27 protein-coding genes are annotated in these 25,465 nt (G+C 71.8%); 9 read left to right on the forward strand and 18 right to left on the reverse strand.

The genetic code is table 11. From position 1 onward, the window contains the following. Window positions 1-35: 35 nt before the first annotated feature. From G514_RS0113695 to G514_RS0113705, 3 genes are read left to right on the forward strand one after another with little or no spacing between them, the layout of a single operon-like run. Window positions 36-710: an HAD-IA family hydrolase gene (locus tag G514_RS0113695; RefSeq protein ID WP_028652213.1), complete on the forward strand. Its 675-nt coding sequence runs from the start codon at window positions 36-38 to the stop codon at window positions 708-710. A gap of 11 nt (window positions 711-721) precedes the next feature. After that, entirely contained in the window at window positions 722-958 is a 237-nt protein-coding gene (locus G514_RS26720; RefSeq protein ID WP_036564675.1) for a tautomerase family protein, read from the forward strand. Continuing rightward, window positions 951-1,703, forward strand: a complete 753-nt coding sequence (locus G514_RS0113705) for an SDR family NAD(P)-dependent oxidoreductase (protein ID WP_028652214.1) — start codon at window positions 951-953, stop codon at window positions 1,701-1,703. Before G514_RS26720 ends, G514_RS0113705 begins: the two co-directional genes overlap by 8 nt. On the opposite strand, the gene G514_RS0113710 is transcribed toward G514_RS0113705, so the two are convergent. The 3 genes from G514_RS0113710 to G514_RS0113720 form a co-directional block, all read right to left on the reverse strand. Further along, the gene (locus tag G514_RS0113710) at window positions 1,700-3,004 is read right to left on the reverse strand and encodes an RNA polymerase sigma factor (RefSeq protein WP_084152090.1); all 1,305 of its coding nucleotides are present in this window, start codon (window positions 3,002-3,004) and stop codon (window positions 1,700-1,702) included. The genes G514_RS0113705 and G514_RS0113710 overlap by 4 nt on opposite strands. Before the next feature lie 34 nt (window positions 3,005-3,038). Then, window positions 3,039-3,413 (reverse strand): YciI family protein, encoded by a 375-nt coding sequence (locus G514_RS0113715; protein ID WP_028652216.1) that lies wholly within the window; start codon window positions 3,411-3,413, stop codon window positions 3,039-3,041. A gap of 102 nt (window positions 3,414-3,515) precedes the next feature. Next, on the reverse strand, window positions 3,516-4,310 hold the full coding sequence (locus G514_RS0113720) for an IclR family transcriptional regulator (RefSeq protein ID WP_211222132.1): 795 nt from the start codon (window positions 4,308-4,310) through the stop codon (window positions 3,516-3,518). A 116-nt stretch (window positions 4,311-4,426) separates the two neighbouring features. Here G514_RS0113720 and G514_RS26725 point away from each other — a divergent pair, with 116 nt between their 5' ends. From G514_RS26725 to G514_RS26735, 4 genes are read left to right on the forward strand one after another with little or no spacing between them, the layout of a single operon-like run. Then, the gene (locus G514_RS26725) at window positions 4,427-5,512 is read left to right on the forward strand and encodes a PEP/pyruvate-binding domain-containing protein (RefSeq protein WP_051247441.1); all 1,086 of its coding nucleotides are present in this window, start codon (window positions 4,427-4,429) and stop codon (window positions 5,510-5,512) included. A gap of 30 nt (window positions 5,513-5,542) precedes the next feature. Continuing rightward, window positions 5,543-7,351 carry a PEP-utilizing enzyme gene (locus G514_RS0113730; protein WP_028652218.1) on the forward strand — a complete coding sequence of 603 codons (1,809 nt, stop codon included), beginning with the start codon at window positions 5,543-5,545 and terminating at the stop codon, window positions 7,349-7,351. 48 nt (window positions 7,352-7,399) lie between these two features. Continuing rightward, window positions 7,400-8,653, forward strand: a complete 1,254-nt coding sequence (locus G514_RS26730; RefSeq protein WP_036564678.1) for a Rieske 2Fe-2S domain-containing protein — start codon at window positions 7,400-7,402, stop codon at window positions 8,651-8,653. A gap of 7 nt (window positions 8,654-8,660) precedes the next feature. Next, a complete protein-coding gene (locus G514_RS26735) occupies window positions 8,661-8,933 on the forward strand; it encodes a hypothetical protein (RefSeq protein WP_211222133.1) in 273 nt (90 codons plus the stop codon). Between the two features lie 9 nt (window positions 8,934-8,942). Here G514_RS26735 and G514_RS0113745 read toward each other — a convergent pair whose 3' ends face one another. The 3 genes from G514_RS0113745 to G514_RS0113755 are packed head-to-tail and all read right to left on the reverse strand — an operon-like array spanning window position 8,943 to window position 13,254. Beyond that, window positions 8,943-10,823, reverse strand: a complete 1,881-nt coding sequence (locus G514_RS0113745; protein ID WP_028652219.1) for an ABC transporter ATP-binding protein — start codon at window positions 10,821-10,823, stop codon at window positions 8,943-8,945. Window positions 10,824-10,828: 5 nt separating this feature from the next. Beyond that, window positions 10,829-11,623: an enoyl-CoA hydratase/isomerase family protein gene (locus G514_RS0113750; RefSeq protein WP_028652220.1), complete on the reverse strand. Its 795-nt coding sequence runs from the start codon at window positions 11,621-11,623 to the stop codon at window positions 10,829-10,831. A gap of 32 nt (window positions 11,624-11,655) precedes the next feature. Further along, window positions 11,656-13,254, reverse strand: a complete 1,599-nt coding sequence (locus G514_RS0113755; protein ID WP_028652221.1) for an ABC-F family ATP-binding cassette domain-containing protein — start codon at window positions 13,252-13,254, stop codon at window positions 11,656-11,658. Between the two features lie 71 nt (window positions 13,255-13,325). On the opposite strand from G514_RS0113755, the gene ypfJ reads away from it, so the two are divergent. After that, complete coding sequence (gene ypfJ, locus G514_RS0113760; RefSeq protein WP_028652222.1) at window positions 13,326-14,234, forward strand: KPN_02809 family neutral zinc metallopeptidase; 909 nt, start codon at window positions 13,326-13,328, stop codon at window positions 14,232-14,234. A gap of 8 nt (window positions 14,235-14,242) precedes the next feature. On the opposite strand, the gene G514_RS0113765 is transcribed toward ypfJ, so the two are convergent. The 3 genes from G514_RS0113765 to G514_RS0113775 are packed head-to-tail and all read right to left on the reverse strand — an operon-like array spanning window position 14,243 to window position 17,617. Next, window positions 14,243-15,154: a phosphotransferase gene (locus G514_RS0113765; protein ID WP_028652223.1), complete on the reverse strand. Its 912-nt coding sequence runs from the start codon at window positions 15,152-15,154 to the stop codon at window positions 14,243-14,245. A gap of 10 nt (window positions 15,155-15,164) precedes the next feature. Next, on the reverse strand, window positions 15,165-16,736 hold the full coding sequence (locus tag G514_RS0113770) for an ABC transporter permease (RefSeq protein WP_028652224.1): 1,572 nt from the start codon (window positions 16,734-16,736) through the stop codon (window positions 15,165-15,167). Further along, entirely contained in the window at window positions 16,733-17,617 is an 885-nt protein-coding gene (locus tag G514_RS0113775; protein WP_028652225.1) for an ABC transporter ATP-binding protein, read from the reverse strand. Before G514_RS0113775 ends, G514_RS0113770 begins: the two co-directional genes overlap by 4 nt. A gap of 54 nt (window positions 17,618-17,671) precedes the next feature. Here G514_RS0113775 and G514_RS0113780 point away from each other — a divergent pair, with 54 nt between their 5' ends. Next, window positions 17,672-18,142, forward strand: a complete 471-nt coding sequence (locus tag G514_RS0113780) for a GbsR/MarR family transcriptional regulator (RefSeq protein WP_028652226.1) — start codon at window positions 17,672-17,674, stop codon at window positions 18,140-18,142. Between the two features lie 60 nt (window positions 18,143-18,202). Here G514_RS0113780 and G514_RS0113785 read toward each other — a convergent pair whose 3' ends face one another. The 9 genes from G514_RS0113785 to G514_RS26745 form a co-directional block, all read right to left on the reverse strand. Further along, on the reverse strand, window positions 18,203-18,814 hold the full coding sequence (locus G514_RS0113785; protein ID WP_028652227.1) for an acVLRF1 family peptidyl-tRNA hydrolase: 612 nt from the start codon (window positions 18,812-18,814) through the stop codon (window positions 18,203-18,205). Window positions 18,815-18,980: 166 nt separating this feature from the next. Further along, a complete protein-coding gene (locus G514_RS0113790) occupies window positions 18,981-19,358 on the reverse strand; it encodes a metal-sulfur cluster assembly factor (protein WP_028652228.1) in 378 nt (125 codons plus the stop codon). Continuing rightward, window positions 19,351-19,797, reverse strand: coding sequence for a Fe-S cluster assembly sulfur transfer protein SufU (gene sufU, locus G514_RS0113795; protein ID WP_028652229.1), 447 nt, complete (start codon window positions 19,795-19,797; stop codon window positions 19,351-19,353). The genes G514_RS0113790 and sufU overlap by 8 nt, the downstream gene beginning before the upstream one ends. A gap of 4 nt (window positions 19,798-19,801) precedes the next feature. Further along, window positions 19,802-21,049 (reverse strand): aminotransferase class V-fold PLP-dependent enzyme, encoded by a 1,248-nt coding sequence (locus tag G514_RS0113800; RefSeq protein ID WP_245582207.1) that lies wholly within the window; start codon window positions 21,047-21,049, stop codon window positions 19,802-19,804. A gap of 2 nt (window positions 21,050-21,051) precedes the next feature. Further along, window positions 21,052-21,810, reverse strand: coding sequence for a Fe-S cluster assembly ATPase SufC (gene sufC, locus G514_RS0113805; RefSeq protein WP_028652231.1), 759 nt, complete (start codon window positions 21,808-21,810; stop codon window positions 21,052-21,054). Then, the gene (locus tag G514_RS0113810; protein ID WP_028652232.1) at window positions 21,807-22,166 is read right to left on the reverse strand and encodes a non-heme iron oxygenase ferredoxin subunit; all 360 of its coding nucleotides are present in this window, start codon (window positions 22,164-22,166) and stop codon (window positions 21,807-21,809) included. Before G514_RS0113810 ends, sufC begins: the two co-directional genes overlap by 4 nt. Then, complete coding sequence (gene sufD, locus G514_RS26740) at window positions 22,163-23,305, reverse strand: Fe-S cluster assembly protein SufD (protein ID WP_036564682.1); 1,143 nt, start codon at window positions 23,303-23,305, stop codon at window positions 22,163-22,165. Before sufD ends, G514_RS0113810 begins: the two co-directional genes overlap by 4 nt. After that, window positions 23,305-24,723 carry a Fe-S cluster assembly protein SufB gene (gene sufB / locus G514_RS0113820; protein ID WP_028652233.1) on the reverse strand — a complete coding sequence of 473 codons (1,419 nt, stop codon included), beginning with the start codon at window positions 24,721-24,723 and terminating at the stop codon, window positions 23,305-23,307. Before sufB ends, sufD begins: the two co-directional genes overlap by 1 nt. After that, window positions 24,720-25,394: a helix-turn-helix transcriptional regulator gene (locus G514_RS26745; protein WP_245582208.1), complete on the reverse strand. Its 675-nt coding sequence runs from the start codon at window positions 25,392-25,394 to the stop codon at window positions 24,720-24,722. Before G514_RS26745 ends, sufB begins: the two co-directional genes overlap by 4 nt. Window positions 25,395-25,465 lie beyond the last annotated feature (71 nt).

A 25,465-nucleotide genomic window follows, 5' to 3' on the forward strand; every position in this document is an offset into this window, starting at 1 on the left:
TGTCGTGGGCCGCGCCAGGGCACACCCTGTGCGACATGCCGCCTCCCCCCACGGCCCGCGCGCTGGTCCTCGACATCGGCGGCGTGGTGCTGCGCAACGCCCGCGAGCTGGTGCGCCACCGCACCGCGCTCGCGGAGCCGGCCGTGACGGCGTACGCCGACGAGATCGACCTCGCCGGCCCGGGCGACGAGCTGTGGCACCGGATGCTGCGCCACGAGGTCACCGAGCGGGCCTACTGGGCCCAGCGTGCCGCCGAGATCGGCTCGGTTCTCGGCGAGGACGGCTGGACCACGCGGCGGCTCATCAACTGGCTCTACGAGCGACCCTCGTCGGAGTGGCTCACCGAGGAGGTCGTGGCGCTGATGCACGACACCAAGGCCGCGGGTCTGCCGCTGGTCGCGCTCACCAACGACCTGGTGGACTTCCACGGCCCCGAGTGGGCGGACGCGCAGGAGTGGCTCGAGCCGTTCGACACGATCGTCGACGGGTCCCTGACCGGCGTCCTCAAGCCCGACCCCGCGGCCTACCGGGCGGCGATCGAGGCGACCGGAGTGCCGGCACCGGAGACCGTCTACCTCGACGACATGCCGGTCAACGTCGCCGGCGGGCTGGCCGCCGGCCTGCAGGCGATCGAGGTCCACCACCACGACAAGGCGGCCGCCGTGGCCGAGGCGCGCCTGCGCCTCGGGCTGGCGCCTGCCGACAGCTGAAGGGAGACGTCATGCCGCTGGTCCGGATCGACATCATGGAAGGCCGCCCGCCGGAGCTGATCGAGCAGCTGCACGAGCGGGTCGCCCACCTCGTCGCCGAGGTCCTCGACACCCCGGTCGAGCGGGTGCGGACCTACATCACCCAGTTCCCGCCCGAGGCGTGGGGCATCGGCGGCGTGCCGGCGAGCGTGGCCCGGCGCGAGGAGGTCGAGGCCCGCGCGGCCGCCCGGGCGGAGCGCGATGGCTGAGGCCGACCTGTGCGTGGTCGTCGGCGCCACCGGCTCCTTCGGTCGCGCGGTCACGACGCGGCTGGCCGCGCGCGGCCAGCGGGTGCTCGGCGTCGGGCGGAACGAGGCCGACCTGGCCGGGCTGGCGGCCGCGGTCCCGGGCGTGACCCCCTGCGTGGCGGACCTCGCCGACGACAGCGCCATCGAGACGATCCGCGCCGCCCTCGACGGGCCGGTGCGGATGGCGGTCTTCACGGCGGGTCTGCCGGTCGCCGGCTCGGTGGAGACCATCGCCCCCGGTGACCTGGCGCGCGGTGCCGACATCAAGCTCGGCGGGCTGCTCCGGCTGGTGCGGGCGGTGGACCCCCGGCTCGGGCCGGGCTCGCGGATCGTGATGTTCGCCGGGACGCTCGGCCTCGAGCCCAAGCCGACGTCGGCCGGTCCCGGCGCGATCAACGCGGGCGTGATCAACCTGATGCGCCAGCTCGGCGACGTCTACGGCCCGCGCGGCGTCACGACGCACACGCTGTGCCCAGGGCCGGCCGACACCCCGCGCTTGCGCGCGCTCGTGGAGCGCGGCGCCGCCGAGCGAGGCGTCAGCGTGGAGGAGCAGTGGGCGTCGTACGCCGCGGGCACCTCGCTCGGCCGCCTGCCCACCCCCGACGAGATCGCCTGGGCCGTGGCGCTGCTGCTCGACCCCGAGGCGGACGTCCTGCACGGCGGCGTGCTCCACCTCGACGCGGGCGGCCTCCGCTCGGCGTTCTAGGGGCGTGCGGACGCGCGGCCCTGGTTGTGCTCCGCCCGGCGGCTCAGGACCGCACGCTCGCCCTCGTTCCTGGTGCGCCCGGCGGCCTCGGTGAACGCCTCCGCGGCTTGGCGGTGCAGGCCCGCCCGCTCGAGCAGGTCGCCGCGCACGGCGGGCACGAGTGGCGAGTCGCCGAGCGCGTCCGGGCCGAGCTGCTCCAGCACGGCGAGGCCGGCCTCCGGCCCGTGGGCGCGGCCGTGGGCCACCGCCCGGTTGACCTCGACGACCGGACCCGGAGCGGCCCGGGCCAGGACGTCGTACAGCTCGGCGATCCGCTGCCAGTCGACGTCCTCGGGCCGCTGGGCACGGGCGTGCTGCTCGGCGATCGAGGCCTGCAGGAAGTACTCGCCGACCGGGCGCCCGCGTGCCGCGAGCTGCTCCGCCCGGCGCAGTGCCGCCTGCCCACGGCGCACGAGCAGCTGGTCCCAGCGGGTCCGGTCCTGCGCCTCGAGCAGCACCGGCGCGCCGTGCTCGTCGAGCCGCGCGGGGATCCGCGACGCCTGGAGCTCGAGCAGGGCCTGCAGCCCGAGCACCTCGGGCTCGTCGGGCGCGAGCGAGGCGAGCATCCGCGCGAGCCGGATAGCCTCGTGGGCCAGGTCGGGGCGCATCCAGTCGTCCCCGGCCGTGGCGGTGTAGCCCTCGTTGAACATCAGGTAGACCACGGCCATGACGTCGTCGAGCCGCCGGGCCCGCTCGGCGCCCGTCGGCAGCTCGAACTCGGCGTGCGCCTCGGCCAGGGTCCTCTTGGCGCGCGAGATCCGCTGGCCCATCGTCGACTCGCTGACCAGGAAGCCGCGGGCGATCTCGCCCGTCGTGAGCCCGCCGACCAGGCGCAGCGTCAGCGCCGCGCGAGACTCAGGGGTCAGGGCGGGGTGGCAGGTCAGGAAGACGAGCCGCAGCACGTCGTCCTCGATGTGGTCGACGTGGGCGTCGAGGTCGGGCACCGAGGCCTCCTCCCCACCTGCCGCGTGCTCGAGCTCGGCGACCTTGCGGCGCAGGTTCTCGGCCCGCCGGAAGTGGTCGATGGCGCGCCGCTTCGCCGTCGTCATCAGCCAGGCGCCGGGGCTGTCGGGCACGCCGGTGCCCGGCCACTGCTCCAGCGCCGCCACGAGGGCGTCCTGCGCGAGGTCCTCGGCGAGCCCGACGTCGCGGGTCATCCGGGTCAGGGCGCCGACGAGGCGGGCCGACTCGGCCCGCCACGCGGCGATGATGGCCCGGTTCGGGTCGGCACTGGGGTCATCGGCACTGGGGTCCGCCGGCACCGGGCCAGCGTAGTGAGCGCCGGTCAGGCGCCGGTCACTCGCCGGGCGCCTCCGGACCCTCGGAGATCTGGCGCAGGGTCGCGACCACGGTGGCCTCGGGCCAGTGCTTGGCGTGCAGCTCGGCGAACTCGTGCTGGTCGGCGATGGCCTCCTCGACCGTGTCGTACTGCAGCAGCGCCCAGCCACCCACGACCTCCTTGGCCTCGGCGTACGGGCCGTCGACCCGGCTCACCGCGCCGTCGCGGACCACGAAGTTCACCGCGTCCTCAGTGCCGTACAGCCCGCCACCGTCGAGGAAGATCTTCCGCTCGGCGCGCTCACCGATGTAGCCGTCCATCGCCTCGAACAGCGACTGCGGCGGCGTCCCGACGCCCTCTTCCATCCGCACGAATCCCATGAAACGCGGCATCTCATCACTCCTGGTGGTTGTTGCTCGGGGTTGGTTGACGCACGTACGTCGAACGACGTCCGGCCGCTTCGACATCCTCCTGCGAAGTTTCTGGCGGGTTCCTCAACGCAGGCTCCCGCGGTAGCCGAGACGCCGGCTGATCACGGCCGCCGCCTCGAGGACGGCGGAGCGGTAGCGCCGCAGCGAGCCGGTGTTGATCCGGTCGCTGCTGCCGACCACGGTCACCGCGGCGATCACGTTGCCGTCGCCGCCGCGCAGCGGTGCGCCGACCGAGCTCACGCCCAGCTCACCCTCCTCGAGGTTGGACGCCCACCCCTGCTTGGCGACCGCCTCCAGCTCGCGCACCAGCGCGTGGTGGTCGGTGATGGTGTGGCTGGTGCGCGCGTCGAGCTCGGCGCCCTTGAGCCGGCGCTCGAGCTCGGCCCGCGGCAGCGCGGCGAGCATGACCTTCCCCGAGCTGGTCCAGTGGGCCGGGAGCCGGTGGCCCACCCGTCGGAAGACGGGCAGCATGTAGGGGCTCTCGAGCCGCTCGACGTAGACCGCCTCGAGCCCGTCGAGCACCGCCACGTGGACCATCTCACCGGTGCGGTGCCGCAGCGTGGTGAGCACGGGCAGCGAGGCCTGGTGCAGGTCGACGTGCTCGGTGACGGTGGTGCCGAGCTCGTAGAGCGCCAGGCCGAGCCGGTACCTCCCCGTGGCCGGGTCCTGCTCGAGCAGCCGCTCGGCCTCGAGCGTCGCGACGAGCCGGTGGGTGGTGCTCTTGCCGAGCCCGAGGCGCCGGCTGAGCTCGGTGACGCCGAGCTCCTGGTCGGCGTGCGAGAACGCGCGGAGTACGCGCGCGGCGTTGCGCACCGAGGACAGCAGGTGCGACCGCCCCGCCTCACCCGCATCGCCCACGCGCCCATCCTGCCCTTGTCATGTCCCGCTCCGCGGGACATTCTCACCCCACGGGGTGACCACCGCCACAAGATGTCCCCAGCCGCAGGCCCCCACGCTCCCGGAGGCACCACCCGATGGCTCAACAGCACATTGCCTGGTTCGACCGTCACGACCCCGCCCTGGAGCCGCACCTCGGGGGCAAGAACACCAGCCTCGGCATCCTGACGATGGCCGGCCTGCCGGTGCCCGCGGGGTTCGCGGTCAGCGCCGAGGCCTACCGGCGGACGCTGGGCGAGACCGGGCTGGCGAGCGCGCTCGCCACGTTGGTCTCCGGGGTGGACGTGGAGGACGGTGACGCCCTCGCGAGCGCGGCGAGCGAGGCGCGCGACCTGGTCACCGGCACGCCCCTGCCGCAGTGGCTGGTCGACCAGGTCGACGACGCCTACGCGACGCTCTCGCAGCGGCGCGGCCAGAGCGACCTGCCCGTCGCCGTGCGCTCCTCGGCCACCTGCGAGGACCAGCCGGACGCGAGCTTCGCCGGCGAGCACGACACCTACCTGTGGGTGCGGAGCAGCGACCGGGTGCGCGAGCACCTGGTGCGCTGCTGGGCGAGCCTCTACACCGAGCGGGCGATCTGGTACCGCCGCCAGATGCACTACGCCGAGGACGACGTGGCGATGAGCGTCGGCGTGCAGCAGATGGTGATGCCCCGCACGTCGGGGGTCGCGTTCACCCTCAACCCGCTGAACGGCGACCGCTCCCAGATCGCGATCGACGCATCGTGGGGCCTCGGGGAGGCGGTGGTGAGCGGCGCGGTCACGCCCGACAACTTCCTCGTCGACAAGGTGATGGGCACGATCACCTCGCGGGTGGTCTCCGACAAGACCGTCGAGCACGTCCTCGACGGCGCCGACCGCGTCGTCGAGCGGGAGGTCGAGGCGGAGCGGCGTACCGCCCCGAGCATCTCCGACGACGAGATCCGGGCCGTCGCCGCGCTGGCCCGCCGGGCCGAGAAGCACTACGGCCGGCCGCAGGACGTCGAGTGGGCCATCGACCCGGCGCTGCCCCCCGGCGAGAACGTCGTCCTGCTCCAGTCGCGCCCGGAGACCGTCTGGAGCCGCCGCAAGCGCGAGGTGCCCGAGGCGGCCGCCGACACGTTCAGCTCCATCGTGCACAACCTGCTCCACCCCTCGGGAACCCAGACCGTCCACCTGCACTGATCCGTCAGCGTCGCCCAGAGGAGAGTCACCATGCCCGATCGTTTCCCGAGCCCGTTCGAGGTCGTCACGCCCACCGGTGCGGAGGGCTGGGAGGAGCTCTACGGCTACTCCACCGTGTTCAGCGAGGACCGGCGCGAGCTCGAGGAGTCGATGTTCTGGTTCATGGACGGGGTGCACACGCCCGAGGCGATCGAGCCCTGGGACGCGACGGTCCTCGACTTCGCGCTCACCTTCCTGGGCCAGTACACGACCCGGCACTACGTCATCCCCCCGGCGCTGGGCGTCGACATCCGCTACCTCAACGGGCACATGTACCTCTCCCCCGTGCCGGTCACCGACCCCGCGGAGATCGAGGCGCGGGTCCCGGAGTTCGCGGAGCGGGCCGGCCACTACTTCGCGAACTGGTCCACGCTCTACGACGCGTGGATGGACAAGATCAAGGGCGTGATCGCCGAGCTGGAGGCGATCGACTTCCAGCCGTTGCCGCACCGCGAGGACATGTCGGTCATCACCGAGGGCCGGGGCATCGGCTCGGGCCAGCTGATGATGTTCGAGTACGACAAGCTCGTGCAGCTCACCGCGAAGCTGTGGGCGCACCACTTCGAGTTCCTCAACCTCGGCTACGCCGCCTACCTCGACTTCTTCGGCTTCTGCAAGCAGCTGTGGCCCTCCATCCCCGACCAGGCCATCGCGAAGATGGTGGCCGGCATCGAGGTCGACCTGTTCCGGCCCGACGAGGAGCTGAAGAAGCTGGCCCAGCTCGCGGTCGAGCTCGGCGTCGGCGAACGGATCAGCGGCGTCGCCGCCGACACCCTGGCCGCGATGGACGGCGACGAGGCCGGCAAGCAGTGGGCGGCCGCGTGGGACGAGGCGCACCACCCGTGGTTCAACTTCTCCTCGGGCTCCGGCTTCTACCACTCCGACAAGGTGTGGGCGGAGTACCCCGACATCCCGATGGGGTTCATCGCGTCCTACGTCGCCGCGCTCGGCCGGGGCGAGTCGCTGGCCCGCCCGATCGAGGCGATCGAGGCCGAGCGGGACCGGATCGTGGCGGAGTACTCCGAGCTCATCGACGACGACGAGAACCGCGCGACGTTCGACGGCAAGCTCGGGCTGGCGAGGGTCGTGTTCCCGTACGTCGAGAACCACAACTTCTACGTCGAGCACTGGGGCATGTCGCAGGTCTGGGGCAAGATGCGCCAGCTCGGGCAGCTGCTCACCGACGCGGGCTTCTTCGGCACGGCCGACGACATCTTCCTGCTGCGCCGCAACGAGGTGCCCGACGCGATCTTCGACTACTTCCACGGCTGGGCGGTCGGCATCCCGTCGCGCGGCCCGGCGTACTGGGGCCGCGAGATCCCGCGTCGCCAGGCGATCATGCAGGCCCTGCGCTCCTGGTCCGCCCCGCCGGCGCTCGGCGTCCCGCCGGAGGTGATCACCGAGCCCTTCAGCGTGATGCTCTGGGGCGTCACCTCCGACTCGGTCAAGGCGTGGTTGGGCGGGTCCGACAACCCCGACGGCACGCTGTCCGGGTTCGCGGCCTCGCCCGGCGTCGCCGAGGGCCCGGCCCGGGTGATCCTCGGCGCCGAGGGCATCAGCGAGCTCCAGGAGGGCGAGATCCTGGTCGCGCCCCTGACCGCGCCGTCGTGGGCGCCGGTGTTCGGCAAGATCGCGGCGACCGTCACCGACGTCGGCGGGATCATGAGCCACGCCGCCATCGTGTGCCGCGAGTACGGCCTGCCTGCCGTCACCGGCACCGCCTTCGCCACCAAGAACATCAAGACCGGCCAGCGGCTGAGCGTCGACGGCAACACCGGTCAAGTGACGGTCCTCGACTGACCCGCCCGTGCTGCTGGACCTGCCTGCCCGCCCGAGAAGGAGAACGAGTTGCTCACCGCCGAGCAGAACGACGAGCTGACCGACATCGCGCCCGGCACGCCCATGGGCGAGCTGCTGCGCCGCTACTGGTACCCCGTCGCCTTCACCCGCGAGCTCGAGGAGTTCCCCGTCAAGCACACGCGGCTGCTGGGCGAGGACTGGGCTGTCTACAAGACGGTCTCGGGGCGCTACGGCATCGTGCCGGAGGCCTGCCCCCACCGCCGGGCGTCGATGGCCTACGGCGTCGTGGAGTCCAACGGCATCCGCTGCCCGTACCACGGCTGGCTCTTCGGCCTCGACGGGGAGTGCCTCGAGCAGCCCGCGGAGCGCGACGAGACCAACTTCCGCGACCGGGTGCGGGTCAAGGCCGGCAAGGTCGAGGAGATGGGCGGGCTGGTGTGGGCCTACGTCGGGCCCGACACCGAGGAGCAGCCGGCACCGGAGCTGCCGCGATTCGACGTGTTCGTGATGGACGGCGTGCGCGACATCGGCTGGGCCGACCTGCCGTGCAACTTCGTCCAGATCATGGAGAACGCCGTCGACCCGCACCACGTGGAGTTCCTCCACGGGCGCTACTTCCAGTTCATGGGCCAGCAGCAGGGCTTCGAGGCCCCCGCGTCGTTCGCAAAGAAGCACGTCAAGGTCGGCTTCGACGCCTTCGAGTGGGGCATCATCAAGCGCCGCGTCGTGGAGGGTGCCACCGAGGAGGACGACGACTGGGCGGTCGGCCACCCGCTGGTCTTCCCCTACAACATGCGCGTCGGCGGAGCGAACATCGAGCAGATGCAGATCCGGGTGCCGATCGACCGCACCACCACGCGGTTCATGCTCTACTCCGTGCACGCGCCGGAGGGCATCGACTTCCCGGAGCAGCCCGTCGTCCCGGACTACCAGATCCCGGTCTTCACCGACGACGGCCGGCACCGCACCGACTACGTCGAGGGCCAGGACATCATGGCCTGGGTGACCCAGGGCGCGATCACCGACCGTACGGTCGAGCACCTCGGCCGCTCCGACGTCGGCGTCACGATGCTGCGGCGCATGTTCAAGGCGGAGATGGCCAGAGTGGAGCGCGGCGAGGACCCGCTCGGCACCATCCGCGAGGCGCACGAGCGCATCGACCTGCCGTGCGAGAAGAACAAGTTCGACGCCGGCCCGCAGTTCGCGCTCGACTTCATCGACATGGCGTCGAGCCGGTTCAGCCCGCAGGCCGACGCCCTGAAGAAGCTGCACATCCAGGCGTGGGAGCGCCGGCAGAAGTGAGGCCTGCGTGAGCAGTCGGCCGCGCGGCGTCGACCAGTCCTTCGGGCTGGACGTCGGGCGCGGCTACTTCCCGGTCGACGCCGACTCGCACCGCCGCGACGTACCGCGCTTCTGCCCGGCCTGCGCCGCTCCCCTCGGCCTGGCGGACGGCGGTCGCGGGCTCGCGGTGGAGTACTGGGTAGGCGGCGACCGGGTGTTCGTCTGCTACTGCGGCAGCTGCGGCTGGAGCGGTGACGTCGTGCTGGCCGACCGGGTGCTCGGGCACGAGGCGGCGGAGTGACCCGGGCGCCTACGCCGGGACGTCGTCGATGAACTGGGTGCGGTAGAGGTCGGCGTAGAGCCCGCCCTCGCGCATCAGCTGCGCGTGGGTGCCGGACTGGACGATCCGGCCGTCGTCGACGACGAGGATCAGGTCGGCGTTGCGGACCGTCGACAGCCGGTGCGCGATGACCAGCGAGGTGCGGCCCTCGAGGGCGGCGTCGAGCGCCCGCTGGACGGCCGCCTCGGACTCTGAGTCGAGGTGGGCGGTGGCCTCGTCGAGCACGACGATCGCGGGCGCCTTGAGCAGCAGGCGCGCGATCGCGAGCCGCTGCCGCTCGCCGCCGGAGAGCCGGTAGCCCCGGTCGCCGACCACGGTGTCGAGGCCGTCGGGCAGGGCGCGGACCAGCGTCGCGATCTGGGCGGCCTCGAGCGCCGCCCACACCTCGCGGTCGCCGGATCCGGGGTTGGCGTAGAGGAGGTTGGTGCGGATCGTGTCGTGGAACATGTGGGCGTCCTGGGTGACGTAGCCGACGACGTCCTCGAGCGACTGGAGCGTCACGTCGCGCACGTCGTGGCCGCCGACGCGGACCGCACCCTCGTCGACGTCGTAGAGCCGGGCGACGAGGTGGGTGATCGTCGTCTTGCCGGCCCCGGACGGTCCGACCAGGGCGATCATCTCGCCCGGCTCGGCCACGAACGTGACGTCGTGCAGCACCCGCACGTGGTCGCGCGACTCGACGCGGGCCACCGCCTCGAGCGAGGCGAGCGACACCTCGTCCGCCCTGGGGTAGGTGAAGGCGACGTGCTCGAACTCCAGCCGGCCCGCGGTCGGCGGCAGCACGACGGCGTCCGGCTTCTCCTCGATCAGGCTCGGCAGGTCAAGCACCTCGAAGACCCGCTCGAAGCTGACCAGGGCGGTCATCACGTCGATGCGGACGTTGGAGAGCCCCTGGAGCGGGCCGAGCAGCCGGAGCAGCAGCGTGGCCAGCGCGAGCATGGTGCCGACGGTCAGGCTGTTGCTGATCGCGAGCTGGCCGCCGACGCCGTAGACCAGGGCCGTCGCCAGCGCCGGCACGAGCATCATCGCCGCGCCGAACACCCGGGTGACGAGTGAGATGCGGACACCGAGGTCGCGCACCACCGCCGCCTTGTCGGCGAACAGCGCGTCCTCCTCGCCACGGCGACCGAACAGCTTGAGCAGCATCGCCCCGCCGACGTTGAACCGCTCGGTCATCACGTTGCCGAGGTCGGCGTTGCCGTCCATCTGGCGGCGGGTCAGCCCGGCCAGCCGCCCGCTGACGAACCGGCTCACCAGGAAGAGCAGCGGGAACAGCGCGAGGCACAGCAGCGTGACCTGCCAGCTCAGCGCCAGCATGGTGACGCCCACGACCACCACGGCGATCGTGTTGGCGACGGTGCTCGACAGCGTCGAGGTGAAGGCCCGCTGGGCGCCGATCACGTCGTTGTTGAGGCGGCTCACGAGCGCGCCGGTCTGGGTGCGGGTGAAGAACGCCAGCGACTGCCGCTGCACGTGGCCGAAGACCTGCGTGCGCAGGTCGTAGATGAGGCCCTCGCCGATCCGGCTCGACAGCCACCCGCCGAGGACGCTGAGCACGGCGCTGAACACCGCGACCCCTGCCATGGCGAGCGCGAGCCAGGTGACCAGCGCGCGGTCGTCCTTGAGGATGCCGTCGTCGACGATCCGCTGCACCAGCAGCGGGATCACCACGACCATCGCCGCGTCGACGACCGTGATCGCCAGGAAGCCGGTGATGAGGGCCCGGTGCGGGCCGGCGAACCGCAGCACCCGGCCGACCGTGCGCCGGTCGATGCGGTTGTTGACGACGGAGCGGTCGGAACGCAGATGGCGCCAGGCCACGCCCGCGCCCGGGCCGTGCATCCCTGACATCTGGACTACTCCTGACTCTGGCTCTGCATCAACGCGGCGAGCTCGCGGAACCGGCGCACCTGCGCCTCCCGCTCGAGCCGCCGCTGGGTCTCGAGGTCCTGCTCCGCCGCCGACTGGAGCAGCGCCTTGGTCTCGACGACCGCGCCGGCGACGTGGGCGGTGAGTGCCTGGGCGAGGTCTGCGACCGTCGGGTCCAGCCGGTCGACCGGGACGGCGGTCAGCGCCAGCCCGATGCTCACGGCCTCGTCGGCCGCCACCACGCGGGTCGTCGCGCAGATCTCCAGCGCTCGTTGGTAGCCAACCGCCTCGACCAGCGGCTTTGTTCCCGTGAGATCGGGCACCAGCCCGAGCGCAGGCTCCTTCATCGAGAACTGGGCGTCGTCGGCGACCACCCGCAGGTCGCAGCTCAACGCCAGCTGGAAGCCCGCCCCGATGGCGTGGCCCTGCACCGCCGCGATGCTCACGAACCTCGGGTCGCGCAGCCAGGTGAAGCCCCGCTGGTAGCCCTCGATGGCGGCACTGGCCTCGGCGTCGTCGAGCTGCAGCAACCGCGCGACGTCGCCCCCGGCCGGGTCGAGCATGGCCCGGTCGAGGCCTGCGCTGAAGCTCTGCCCGGCTCCCCTGACGACGACGACCCGCGTCGTCGCCGGCAGCTGCTCGCCGATCGCCGCCAGCGCCGCCCACATCGCGGGCGTCTGCGCGTTGCGCACCTCCGGCCGGCTCAGCGTCACGGTCGCCACCGCGTCGCTGACGTCGAAGTGCAGCCCCGCAGCGGTGATCTCGTCGGCACTCAGGCTCATGCGCCGAGCGTAGGTGGTGCCTCCGACGCCGCTCAGGCCAGTGCCACGAGGTCGGCGTAGTCGTCGTTCCAGAGGTCCTCGTCGCCGTCGGGGAGCAGGAGGACCCGGTCGGGCTCGAGGGCCCGGACGGCGCCCTCGTCGTGGGTGACCAGCACGATCGCGCCCTCGTAGCTGCGGATCGCCGCGAGCACCTCCTCGCGGGAGGCCGGGTCGAGGTTGTTGGTCGGCTCGTCGAGCAGCAGGACGTTGGCGCTGGACACGACCAGCGACGCGAGGGCGAGGCGAGTCTTCTCACCGCCGGAGAGCACCCGGGCGGGCTTGTGTGCGTCGTCACCGGAGAACAGGAACGAGCCGAGCACGCTGCGCGCCTCGCTGTCGGTGAGCTGGGGCGCGGCGCTCTGCATGTTCTCGAGCACCGTGCGGGTGGTGTCGAGGGTCTCGTGCTCCTGGGCGTAGTAGCCGATCTTGAGGCCGTGGCCGGCCACCACCTCGCCGGTGTCGGGGCTGTCGACGCCGGCCAGGATCCGCAGCATCGTCGTCTTGCCCGCGCCGTTGAGCCCGAGGATGACGACGCGGCTCCCCTTGTCGATCGCCAGGTCGACGTCGGTGAAGACCTCCAGCGAGCCGTAGGACTTCGACAGCTCGCTCGCGGTGAGCGGGGTGCGGCCGCAGGGGGCTGGTGCCGGGAACTTGATCCGCGCCACCTTGTCGTTCTGTCGCTCGGCCTCGACGCCGGCCATCATCTTCTCGGCGCGCTTGAGCATCGACTGCGCGGCCTGCGCCTTGGTCGCCTTGGCGCGCATCCGGTTGGCCTGGTCGGTGAGCGTCTTGGCCTTGTTCTCGGCGTTGAGGCGCTCGCGCTTGCGGCGACGCTCGTCGGTCTCGCGCTGGAGGAGGTACGCCGACCAACCGAGGTTGTAGACGTCGACCTCGGCGCGGTTGGCGTCGAGGTGGAGCACCCGGTTGACGGTGGCGTCGAGCAGCGCGGTGTCGTGGGAGATCACCACCAGACCACCGCGGAAGGAGCGCAGGAAGTCGCGCAGCCACACGACCGAGTCGGCGTCGAGGTGGTTGGTCGGCTCGTCGAGCAGCAGCGTCTCGGCGCCGGAGAACAGGATCCGCGCGAGCTCGACCCGGCGCCGCTGACCGCCCGAGAGGGTGCGCAGCGGCTGGGTCATCAGCCGCTCGACGATGCCCAGCGACGACGCGATCTGGGCGGCCTCCGCCTCGGCCGCGTAGCCACCACCGGCGTGCAGCTCCGCGTCGGCGGCCGAGTAGCGCTTCATGCCCCGGTCGCGCACGGCGGGGTCGTCCGAGCCCATCTCGAGCTCGGCCGAGCGCAGCCGCCGGACGACCTCGTCGAGACCGCGCGCGGAGAGGATCCGCTCGCGGACCGGCTGGTCGAGGTCGCCGGTGCGCGGGTCCTGCGGCAGGTAGCCCACGGTCCCGGACGTCTCGACCCGGCCTGCGGCGGGTTGGCCCTCGCCCGCCAGGATCCGGGTCAGGGTGGTCTTGCCGGCGCCGTTGCGACCGACCAGCCCGACCTTGTCCCCCGCCGCGACGCGGAAGCTGACGTCCGCCATGAGGAGCCTCGCCCCAGCGCGGACTTCCAGCTGGTGGGCGGTGATCATGGCTGATCAAGGGTACGGGTCAGGGTGTCCGGGCCCGGTATCGGCGGCCCCTCAACCACTAGGGTGAGCCCGTGCGCTTCAACCCCAAGGCCGACATCAGCGGCGGCCGCGTCACCGACGTCCGTGGCGGCGGTGGTGGCGGGATGGGCAACCTCCCGATCGGTGGCATCACCGGTGGCGGGATCGGCACCACGATCGTCGTGATCATCATCTTCCTGATCGTGCAGTTCGCCGGGGGCGGTGGCGGGTCCGGCGCCGGGTCCGGCGGCCCCGCCGAGACCACCGACCGCTACGAACAGTGCAAGACGGGCGCGGACGCCAACCGCAGCGAGGACTGCGCCCGCCGTGCGGTGGAGCTCTCCCTGGAGAACTACTGGGCCAAGGTGCTGCCCCAGCAGACCGGCAAGCAGCTGCGCCCGACCCAGGTGGTCACCTTCACCGGCGGGACGTCGACCGGCTGCGGCAGCGCCAGCGCCGACGTCGGGCCGTTCTACTGCCCCACCGACCAGACCATCTACCTCGACACGACCTTCTTCAAGGACGTCCTCGAGGGTCAGCTCGGGGGGCGTGGCGGCGACTTCGTCGAGCCCTACGTGATCGGGCACGAGTTCGGCCACCACATCCAGAACCTGCTCGGCACGATGGGCCAGGTCCGCACCCAGTCCGGCCCCACCAGCGACTCGGTGCGTCTCGAGCTCCAGGCCGACTGCTACGCCGGCATGTGGACCAAGGGAGCGACCAGCACGACCGACAAGAGCGGCGTCCGGATCTTCGAGTCGATCGACGAGGGCGACATCACCGAGGCGCTCGACTCGGCGAAGGCCGTCGGCGACGACCGGATCCAGAAGCAGGGCGGCGGCGACGTCAACAAGGAGCAGTGGACGCACGGCTCCTCGCAGCAGCGCACCCGCTGGTTCACCACCGGCTACCAGGCCACCAGCATCAAGCAGTGCGACACGTTCGCCACCAACAACCTGTAGCGGCCGCCCTACGACCCGACGAGGTCCTCGATCTGCGGGAACTGCCGCTGCAGCGACCGGAGGTACGGCGCCACGGCGGGGTGCCGGTACTTCCCCGCGAGCGCGCCCTCCCCGCCCGCGACCCTGGCCAGCGCCCACTCGGCCCGGCTGAGGGCGGTGAGCACGGCGGTCACCCTCGCACCCTGTGCGACCTGCTCGCGCGTCGCCGTACCGTCGGGCAGGCCGAGCAGATAGGCGTCGAGCAACGGCTCGAACTCCTCGCGCGCACCGAGCATGAGCAGCCCGAGGTCGGCCCCGACCGGCCCGTGCCCGAGGCTGCCCCAGTCGATCGCGACCACGTCGTCGTCCTCACGGCCCGGGAGGTTCGCCGGCGCCGGGTCTCCGTGCTGGGCCACCTGCGGCAGCGCGTCGAGCTCGTCGAGCAGGGTGCTCCGGCGGCGCCAGAGGTGGTCTGCGACGTCGGCGACGGTCGTCCGGGCCAGCGTCGGCCAGCCGCCCCGGCGCTCCGCCCGGGCGAGCCGGTCGCGCAGCTGGTCGCGCGCCAGCCACAGGTGCTCGCCGAGGTCGACGGCGGCGAACCGACCGAGCGAGACCGCGCAGAAGAGGCCGCTGTTCGCCGCGTCCTCGACCCAGTCCGCGACCAGGGTGATGCCCTCGGCGTCCTCCTCGACCGAGGTCAGCCGGGGCGCGCGGAGGCCCGGCGTCGTCTCGAGCCCCACCCGCGCGGTGACGACGTCGGCGGCGCGGCGCCAGTAGGCGAAGTGCCGCGGGTCGCTCAGCTCGGCGGGGTCGTCGCCCGCCGGTGCCGCCAGCCGCTTGACGACCACGGGGCGGCCTCCGAGGACGGTGCGCCACACGCCCACGGTGGAGGTCCCGGTGCCGCTCCGCAGGGCGAGCCAGCCGGGCTCGGGCTGCCACATGACCCGGACGCTAGTGCAGGTCGCGTCGCCGGAACGCGAACCGGCCCGCGACACTCAGGGCCGCGGCCACCAGCGTCAGCACCAGGAACGGCGCCCACCGGAAGTCCTCCAGCGGCACCAGCGCCAGGTGCTCGAACGGCGAGAGGTCGCGCAGCCACCGCGGCAGGCCGAGCGACCCCCCGAAGAGCAGGACCACCCAGGCGAGCAGCAGACCCAGCCAGGCGAGGACCGCGACCCGGGGTGCGACGCCGTGCAGCAGCCGGGCGAGCCCGCTGAGGACCAGCACCGCCGGCGCGTAGGACAGCACCGGGACCGAGAGCCGGAGCACGGCCCCCGCGTCGCCGGTGACCAGGGCGTAGCTCGTCCCGAGGCCCAGGCCGGCCAGCGCGAGCACGAGGACCGTGCCGGCGACGGTGACCGCGACGTGGCCGCCCAGCCAGGCCGACCGGGTCAGCCCCGTGGCGAGGAGCGGCTCGACCCGGCCGTCGTCCTCCTCGCTCCTGGGCCGGAGGGCCGAGGAGATCGAGAAGCCCGCGGCCAGCAGCGCCAGCATCACGATCATCGTCGCGTAGAAGCCGTCCACGACGTCGGCGGTGCCGTGGAGCAGCACGTCACGCGAGTAGGACGAGTCCCCGACCAGGTCCCCCACGCCGTCACCCAGCGCGCCGAAGCCCAGCCCGCCGAGCAGCAGCCCGATCGCCCAGCCCGTGACCACCGGCCGCTGCAGTCGCCAGGCGAGGCCGAGCCCGCTGGCCAGCCGCGGCTCGGCGCGGGCCGGGCCGGGGCGGGGCGGGAGGACCCCGGAGCCGAAGTCGCGGCGGTCGAAGACCGCCACGGCCGACGCGACGACCGCCACGGTCGCGACCGCGGTCACCAGCAGGGGCCACCAGCGCAACCCGGAGAAGGCATGGATTGCCTGGTACCACCCGATCGGCGAGAGCCAGCTCAGGACCGGAGCACTGACGTCACCGATGGCGCGCAGGCCGTAGGCGACGCCGATCACCCCGCCCGCGAGGCCGTACGCCGCGCGGGTGCTGGTGGTCAGCTGGACGGCGACCAGCGCCGTACCGGTGAAGAACCAGCCGGTGAGGGTCAGGCCGACACCCAGCCCGAGGGAGTCGGCGACGGCGAGTCCGTACGCCGCGAGGCTGCCCGCGACCAGCACCCCGAGCAGCACGTTGGCGATCAGGGCGTCGAGGAGCGCCGCGGTCATCGGCGCGTGCCGGCCCACCGGAGCGGCGCGCAGCAGCTCGTCTCGGCCGCTCTCCTCCTCGGCCCGGGTGTGCCGACCGACGATGAACATGCTCATCAGCCCGGCACAGATCGCGCCGAAGGCGGCGGCCTGCCAGGTGACCTGGCCACCGGTGGAGTTCAGGGCCCGCGCCGGGCCGGCCATCGCGACCAGGGCGGCGTTGCCCTCCATGCTCGCCGCCGCCTTGTCGAACTCGGCCTGCGTCGCGTAGAGGCCGTCGACGCTCCATGCCTGGCTGACGTAGAGGACCGCGACGCCGATGCCCCACCACAGGTAGATCCAGCGGTCGCGGCGCAGGAAGATCCCCAGGAACGTGCCGGTGCCGGTCATGACGCGGCGTAGTGGCGCAGGAACAGGTCCTCCAGGGTGGGAGGCTGGCTGGTGAGGGAGAGGACGCCGGCCCTCTGCAGGGCGCTCAGCACCGGGTCGAGCTGCGTCGAGTCGACCTCGAGGTGGACGCGGTGCCCGTCCACCTCGACGTCGTGGACCCCCGGGAGCGACTCGAGGCCGTCAGGCGCCGAGGCCAGGTCCGCGGAGATCGAGGTCCGAGTCAGGTGCCTCAGCTCGGCCAGCGTCCCCGACTCGACCCGCGTCCCCGCACGGATGATGCTGACCCGGTCGCACAGCCTCTCGACCTCCGCGAGGATGTGGCTCGACAGCAGGACCGTGCGGCCCTCGGACCGGAACTCGTCGACGCAGTCACGGAAGACCGACTCCATGAGCGGGTCGAGGCCCGACGTCGGCTCGTCGAGCACGAGCAGCTCGACGTCCGACGAGAGCGCCGCGACCAGCGCCACCTTCTGCCGGTTGCCCTTGGAGTAGCCGCGGCCCTTCTTGGTCGGGTCCAGCTCGAACCGCTCCAGCAGGTCTGCACGGCGCCGCTCGTCGAGCCCGCCGCGAAGCCGGCCGAGCAGGTCGATCACCTCGCCGCCGGTGAGGTTCGGCCAGAGGTTCACGTCACCCGGCACGTAGGCGAGCCGCGCGTGCAGCTCGGCCGCGTCGCGCCAGGGGTCCTTCCCGAAGAGCCGGACGTCGCCGGCGTCCTTGCGCAGCAGGCCGAGGAGCACCCGGATCGTCGTCGACTTGCCGGCGCCGTTCGGGCCGAGAAAGCCGTGCACCTCCCCCTGCTGCACCGTCAGGTCGAGCCCGTCGAGTGCACGCACGGCGCCGAACCCCTTGACCAGCCGCTGGATCTCGATCACGTCGACCACGACCTCGAGGCTACACCTGTTTCAGCAATTACTAAATCCAGTAATGTATGCCCCATGGCGACCGAAGCGGAGCGGGCGACCTTCGTGGAGCGGATGGGCGGGGCACTCACCTCGGCCGGCCTGGCCCGCCTCCCCTCGCGGATCTTCTCCGCGCTGCTGATCGACGCCGACGGCCGGATGACCGCTGCGGAGATCGGGGCCGCGCTGGGTGTCTCCCCCGCCGCCGTCTCTGGCGCCGTGCGCTACCTCGACGGCGTGGGCATGGTGCGCCGCGAGCGCGAGCGGGGGTCGCGTCGCGACATCTTCGTCGTCGACGACGACGCCTGGCACGAGATGATGATGCACGCAGACCAGTACTACGGGCCGATGCAGGCGGCCCTGCGCCGCGCGCTGGACTCGCTGCCCGAGGACGACCCGGCCCACCGCCGACTCCGGTTCTCCTACGAGTTCATCGCCTTCGTCACCGAGGAGATGAAGGCGCTGAGCGAGCGCTGGGACCAGCGGGTGACAGAGCTCGGTCTCTGACCACTCGGTGCAGCACCACGTCGGTCAGCGCACCTTCGGCCGCGGTCGCGGCCAGCAGCCTCATGCGTTGGCCACCTGCACCTCGGCCGCCGCCGCGTCGAGGATCGCCTGCTCCAGCACGCCCCGCCTGGGGTCCGGCACCGGGAGCCAGCGCTCGTCGACGGTGAGCCGCCGCAGCCGCGGGTCGGTGAGGACCTCGTCGACCGCGGCGTGGTCGCCACCGGTCACCACGCGCGGCGCGCCGTCGCCGAGCAGCCGTGCCGCGTGGTCGGCAGCGGCCTCGAAGGCCTGCCGCGCCTGGTTGTCGCGCCGCCGGGCGAAGCGCTGCTGGCTCTGCCCGCCGGCCTTGGTGCGACCCTGGACGTGCCGCTGCCCGACCTTCGAGTCGACCAGGCGCGTCCCCGCCAGCCGCGCCACGGCGAAGCCGCCCTTGCGCACCAGCAGGACGCCCCAGTCGGAGGGCAGCACGATCGCCTCGGCGAACGCCGTCGCGTCCGGCGGCCCGTCATAGGCCGCGTCGAACGGCAGCCGGGCGTGGAACGTCGAGCCGTCCTGGGCCATCCCGAAGATCCCGCCGGCCTCGGTCACCAGGCCGGGACCGCCGCCGTGCCGCTCGGCGAAGTTGGCCACCCACCGCTCGAAGCGCTCACGAGGGACGAGGACCGTGCGCACGTGCGCGACGCTACCGAGGGCCGGTGGCTACCCGCGCTCCAAGGTGGCTTGGGCGTGCGGGCTGCGGAAGGTCTCGACCCGCCCGTCGCGGGTTCGCAAGCTCACCCGCGGGGCTCGCTCGACCTCTTCGGGTCGCGACCCTGCTCGTTCCTCGCAGGGTCGCGCCTCAGACGTTAAACCCGAGGGCGCGCAGCATCTCGCGGCCGTCGTCGGTGATCTTGTCGGGGCCCCACGGGGGCATCCAGACCCAGTTGATGGCGACGTCGTTGACCAGGCCCTCCAGCGCGGAGTTCGTCTGGTCCTGGATGACGTCGGTCAGCGGGCAGGCGGCCGAGGTGAGCGTCATGTCGAGGACGCAGTTGTGGCTCTCGTCGAGGTGCACGCCGTAGACCAGGCCGAGGTCGACCACGTTGATGCCGAGCTCGGGGTCGACGACGTCCTTCATCGCCTCGGTGACGTCGTCGACGGTCACCGTGGCGGTCGCACCACCGCCCGCGGGCGCGAGGGCTTCGGGCACCTCGGGGAGATCTCCGTGGTCAGCCATGACTTGCCTCCAACGATCGGGTCGTGGCGTCCTTCCAGGCCATCCACGACAGTAGTGCGCACTTCACCCGTGCCGGGAACTTCGCGACCCCCGCGAACGCGATGCCGTCCTCGAGGACCTCCTCGTCGGGCTCCACGGTGCCCTTGCCCTGCATGAGGGCCAGGAACTCGCCGTGGATCCGCATCGCCTCGTCGACCGGCTTGCCGATCACGAGGTCGGTCATCACCGATGCGGCCGCCTGGGAGATCGAGCAGCCGAGCGCGTCGTACGAGACGTCCTGGACGACGCCCTCGGACAGGTGGACGCGCAGCGTCACCTCGTCGCCGCAGGTGGGGTTGACGTGGTGCACCTCCGCCTCGAAGGGCTCGCGCAGGCCCTTGTGGTGGGGGTTCTTGTAGTGGTCCAGGATGATCTCCTGGTAGAGGCTGTCGAGGTCCATGTGCTCAGCCCAACTTGAAGTACGAGCGGGTGTATTCCAGGGCCTCGACCAGCGCGTCGATCTCCGCGGGCGTCGTGTAGAGGTACGACGACATCCGGCTCGAGCTCTGCACGCCGAACCGCGCGTGGGCGGGCTTGGCGCAGTGGTGGCCGGCGCGGATCGCGACGCCGCGCGAGTCGAGCACCTGGGCGACGTCGTGCGGGTGCACGCCCTCGAGCTCGAAGGAGATGGCTCCCCCGCGCTGGGCCGCGTCGAGCGGCCCGAGCACGCTGAGGCCCGGGACGGTGGCCAGACCCTCCAGCGCGTAGGCCGTGATCGCCTGCTCGTGCGCGTGCACGGCGTCCATGCCGATGTGGGCGAGGTAGTCGAGGGCGGCGCCGAGCCCGACCGCCTCGACGATCGGCGGCGTGCCGGCCTCGAAGCGGTGCGGCGCCCGGGCGTAGGTCGAGCGCTGCATGGTGACGGTCTCGATCATCTCGCCGCCCCCGTGGAACGGCGGCAGCGCGTTGAGCAGGTCCTCGCGGCCCCACAGGACGCCGATGCCCGTGGGACCGACGGTCTTGTGCCCGGTGAAGACCAGGAAGTCGCAGCCGGTGGCGGCGACGTCGACGGGGAGCTGGGGCGCCGCCTGGGACGCGTCGATCACCGACACGGCTCCGACCGCCCGGGCCCGCGCCGACAGGTCACCGACGGGGTTGACCGTGCCGAGCATGTTGGAGACCCAGGTGAAGGCGACGACCTTGGTGTGCTCGTCGACGAGCGCGTCGGCGTTCGAGAGGTCGAGGTGACCGTCGTCGGTGACCCCGAACCACCGCAGCTCGGCGCCGCTGCGCTCGCAGGCGAGCTGCCACGGCACGATGTTGGAGTGGTGCTCCATCTCGGTGATCACGACGTTGTCGCCGGGGCCGAGCTCGATGGTGCGGGCCAGCAGGTTGAGCGCCTCGGTGGCGTTCTTGGTGAAGATCACCTCGTTGCGCGACGGTGCGTTGACGAACGCCGCCACCTTGTCGCGGGCGCCCTCGTAGGCCTCGGTCGCCTCCGCGCCCAGCTGGTGCATCGCGCGCGCGATGTTGGCGTTGTGCCGCTCGAGGTGGTCGACCATCGTGTCGATCACGACCTGGGGCTTCTGCGAGGTGTTCGCGCTGTCGAGGTAGACCAGCGGCCTCCCGTCCGCGAGCGTGCGCTCGAGGATCGGGAAGTCCTTGCGGATGACCTCCAGCTCCGGCAGGAGCCCCGGCAGGGTGACGGACACGGTCAGACCGCTGCCCGGAGGTACTTGTCGTAGCCGTTGGCCTCGAGCTCCTCGGCCAGCTCGGGGCCGCCGGACTCGGCGACCCTGCCGTCGACGAACACGTGCACGAAGTCGGGCTCGATGTAGCGCAGGATCCGCGTGTAGTGGGTGATCAGCAGGACGCCCTTGCCGTCCTTGGCGCGGAACCTGTTGACCCCGTCGGAGACGACCTTGAGGGCGTCGATGTCGAGACCGGAGTCGGTCTCGTCGAGCACCGCGACCTTGGGGTCGAGCAGCTCGAGCTGGGCGATCTCGTGGCGCTTCTTCTCACCGCCGGAGAACCCCTCGTTGACCGAGCGGGTGCCGAACGACGGGTCGAGGTTGAGGTCCTCGAGGGCCTTGTTGACGTCCTTGACCCACGTGCGGAGCTTGGGCGCCTCGCCGTCGAGGGCGGTCTTGGCCGTCCGGAGGAAGTTGCTGACCGAGACGCCGGGCACCTCGACGGGGTACTGCATCGCGAGGAACAGCCCGGCCCGCGCGCGCTCGTCGACCGACATCGCGAGGACGTCCTCGCCGTCGAGGGTCACCGAGCCGCCGGTGATGTCGTACTTCGGGTGGCCGGCGACCGAGTAGGCCAGCGTGGACTTGCCGGAGCCGTTGGGGCCCATGATCGCGTGGGTCTCGCCCGCCTTGATGGTCAGCGTGACGCCCTTGAGGATCTGCTTGTCCCCGTCGTCGGTCTTGACCGACACGGCCAGGTCCTTGATCTCCAGGGTGCTCATTGAGGGGTGACTCCGTTCAGGGTGGTGGTGACGTCGACGTAGACCGCCGGACCGTCTGGTTCGTCTCGTAGGTCGACCGGGAAGGTCGCGACCGGCTCGGTCGCGGGCAGCCCGGTGGGCTTGCCGGAGCGGAGGTCGAAGCGCGAGCCGTGCAGCCAGCACTCCAGCGTGCACTCGCCGTCGTCGACGGTGACCTCGCCCTCGGACAGCGCGACGGCCGCGTGGGAGCAGATGTCCTCGACCGCGAACACCTCGTCGCCGTTGCGGGCGACCGCGACCTCCTGGGAGCCCACAATCACCGCCAGCGCCTCGTCGGCGGGGACGTCGGACAGCGCGCACGCGCGCTCGAAGCTCACGAGAGCTCCTTGAGGACGTTCTTGGCCAGCTCGGTCTCGACGGTCGCGGTGAGCGACTCCTCGAGCTCGGGCACGGCGATCTTGCGGATCAGGTCGTTGAAGAAGCCGTGCACGACCAGGCGGCGCGCCTCCTTCTCCGAGACGCCGCGGGACCGCAGGTAGAACAGCTGCTCGTCGTCGAACCGGGCCGTGGCCGAGGCGTGGCCCGCGCCCTCGATCTCGCCGGTCTCGATCTCGAGGTTGGGGACCGAGTCGGCCTGGCAGCCGTCGGTGAGCACGAGGTTGCGGTTCTCCTCGTAGGTCTCGATGCCCTCGGCCTCCTTGCGGATCAGCACGTTGCCGATCCAGACCGTGTGGGCGCCCTGGCCCTGCAGCGCGCCCTTGTAGACCACGTGGCTCTTGGTCTTGGGCGCGGTGTGGTCGACGAAGAGGCGGTGCTCGATGTGCTGGCCCTCGTCGGCGAAGTAGAGGCCGAGCATCTCGATGGACCCGCCGGGGCCGTCGTAGGTCGCCGTGGTGTCGTGGCGCACGAGGTCGCCGCCGAAGGTCACCGCGACGTGCTTGAGGGAGGCGTCGCGGCCCACCTTGGCGTGCTGGGTCGAGTGGTGGACCGCGTCGTCGGCCCAGTCCTGGACCGTGACGTAGGTCAGCTGGGCGCCGTCGCCGACCACGATCTCGACGACGTCGGCGAGCGTCGCCGATCCCTCGAAGCGGACGACGACCGTGGCCCTGCTGTGCGCACCGATCGTGATCACGGCGTGGGTCGCGGTGGCGTCGTCGACGCTCTTGCCGGTCAGGGTCAGCACGGCCGGCGCGTCGAGCTCGGTGTCGGCTGGGACCGTCACGGCGTAGCGCTGCCCGGCTTCGTGCCACACCCGGGCCGAGACCCGGTCGGTCGGCACGAACCCGCTCGACCCGAGCTCGGCGCTGCCTGCGGCCAGCGGCTCGACCGCGACCCCGTCGGGGCCGTCGTACTCCGCGCCCACGCCGGTGCCGCCGAGGGCAGCCCCGTCGTGGAGCCCGCGCAGCCGCTTGAGCGGGGTGAACCGCCAGACCTCCTCGCGCCCGGTGGGCACGGGGTGGTCGGACAGGTCGAACGAGCCCACCGGGTGGAGGTGGGAGGAGAGCTCGAGTCCCATCAGCCGACGGCACCTTCCATCTGGAGCTCGATGAGGCGGTTCAGCTCGAGGGCGTACTCCATCGGGAGCTCCTTGGCGATCGGCTCGACGAAGCCGCGCACGATCATGGCCATCGCCTCGTCCTGCTCCATGCCGCGCGACATGAGGTAGAAGAGCTGGTCGTCGGAGACCTTGGAGACCGACGCCTCGTGGCCCATCGACACGTCGTCCTCGCGGATGTCGACGTAGGGGTAGGTGTCGGAGCGGCTGATCTGGTCGACCAGGAGCGCGTCGCAGAGCACGTTGGACTTCGAGCCGTGCGCGCCCTCGTTGACCTGGATCAGGCCGCGGTACGACGTGCGACCACCGCCGCGGGCGACGGACTTGGACAGGATCGAGCTCGACGTGTGCGGTGCGGCGTGCACCATCTTGGCGCCGGCGTCCTGGTGCTGGCCCTCGCCCGCGAACGCGATCGAGAGCGTCTCGCCCTTGGCGTGCTCACCCATGAGGTAGATGGCGGGGTACTTCATCGTCACCTTGGAGCCGATGTTGCCGTCGACCCACTCCATGGTCGCGCCGGCGTCGCACGTCGCGCGCTTGGTGACCAGGTTGTAGACGTTGTTGGACCAGTTCTGGATGGTCGTGTAGCGGCAGCGGCCGCCCTTCTTGACGATGATCTCCACGACCGCGGAGTGCAGCGAGTCGGAGGAGTAGATCGGCGCGGTGCAGCCCTCGACGTAGTGCACGTAGGCGTCCTCGTCGACGATGATCAGCGTCCGCTCGAACTGGCCCATGTTCTCCGTGTTGATGCGGAAGTAGGCCTGCAGCGGGATGTCGACGTGCACGCCCTTCGGCACGTAGATGAACGAGCCGCCGGACCACACCGAGGTGTTGAGCGCGGCGAACTTGTTGTCGCCGACCGGGATGACGGTGCCGAAGTACTCCTTGAAGAGCTCCTCGTGCTCGCGCAGCCCCGTGTCGGTGTCGACGAAGATGACGCCCTGCTCCTCGAGGTCCTCGCGGATCGAGTGGTAGACGACCTCGGACTCGTACTGGGCCGCGACGCCGGCGACGAGGCGCTGCTTCTCCGCCTCGGGGATGCCCAGCTTGTCGTAGGTGTTCTTGATGTCCTCCGGGAGCTCCTCCCACGAGGTCGCCTGCTTCTCGCTGGAGCGGACGAAGTACTTGATGTTGTCGAAGTCGATCGCCGAGAGGTCCGACCCCCACGTGGGCATGGGCTTGCGGTGGAACAGCTTGAGGCCCTTGAGCCGCAGGTCGAGCATCCACTGCGGCTCGCTCTTCTTCGACGAGATGTCGCGGACGACGGTCTCGTTGAGGCCGCGCGTCGCCAACGCACCGGCCTCGTCGCTGTCGGCCCAGCCGAACTGGTAGCGACCCAGGCCCTGCAGCTCGGGGTTCCGCTCCTCGATGGAGGTCATGAGGTGACCTTCTCCTTCGTCGTCTCGTGGGAGGTGGTGGTGATGTCACGGGGCACGGTGGGGATGCACGTCGTGCAGACGCCGTCGCCGTGCGCGATGGTGGCCAGCCGCTGCACGTGGCGACCGAGCACCCGGCCGATCGCCTCGGTCTCGGCCTCGCACAGCTGGGGGAACTCGTGGGCGACGTGGGAGACCGGGCAGTGCTGCTGGCACAGCTGCTCGCCCGCGCGCTGCTCGGCCACGACGGGCAGCGACCGCACGGCCGCGGCGTAGCCCTCCTCGGTGAAGATCCCCGCGAGCACCTCGGCCGGGCTGAGCTCGGGCCGCGCCGCCGCGGCCTCGTCGAAGCGCTCCTCGATGAACGCCACGCGCTGCTGCGCGAAGGCCTTCACGGCCTCCTCGCCGCCGGTCTCGCGGAGGAACCGCAGCGCCAGTGCCGCCAGGTCGTCGTAGCGCTGGTCGAAGCCCTCACGGCCGCGTTCGGTCAGCGCGAACACCTTCGCCGGGCGACCGCGGCCGCGGTGCGCCAGCGGACGCGGCTCGCGGGCCTCGACGGCGCCCTCGGCGACCAGCTGGTCGAGGTGACGGCGCACGGCGGCCGGCGTCAGGTCGAGCCTCTCGCCCAGCGCCGCGGCGGTCGACGGGCCCTCGACGAGGATCGACCGGGCCACGCGATGCCGCGTCGACCGGTCTTCCTCGAATATCACAACACCAGTGTGCCCTTATTGGAAAGCACGCTTCA

This window comes from Nocardioides halotolerans DSM 19273 (assembly GCF_000422805.1).
Classification (GTDB): Bacteria; Actinomycetota; Actinomycetes; order Propionibacteriales; family Nocardioidaceae; genus Nocardioides; species Nocardioides halotolerans.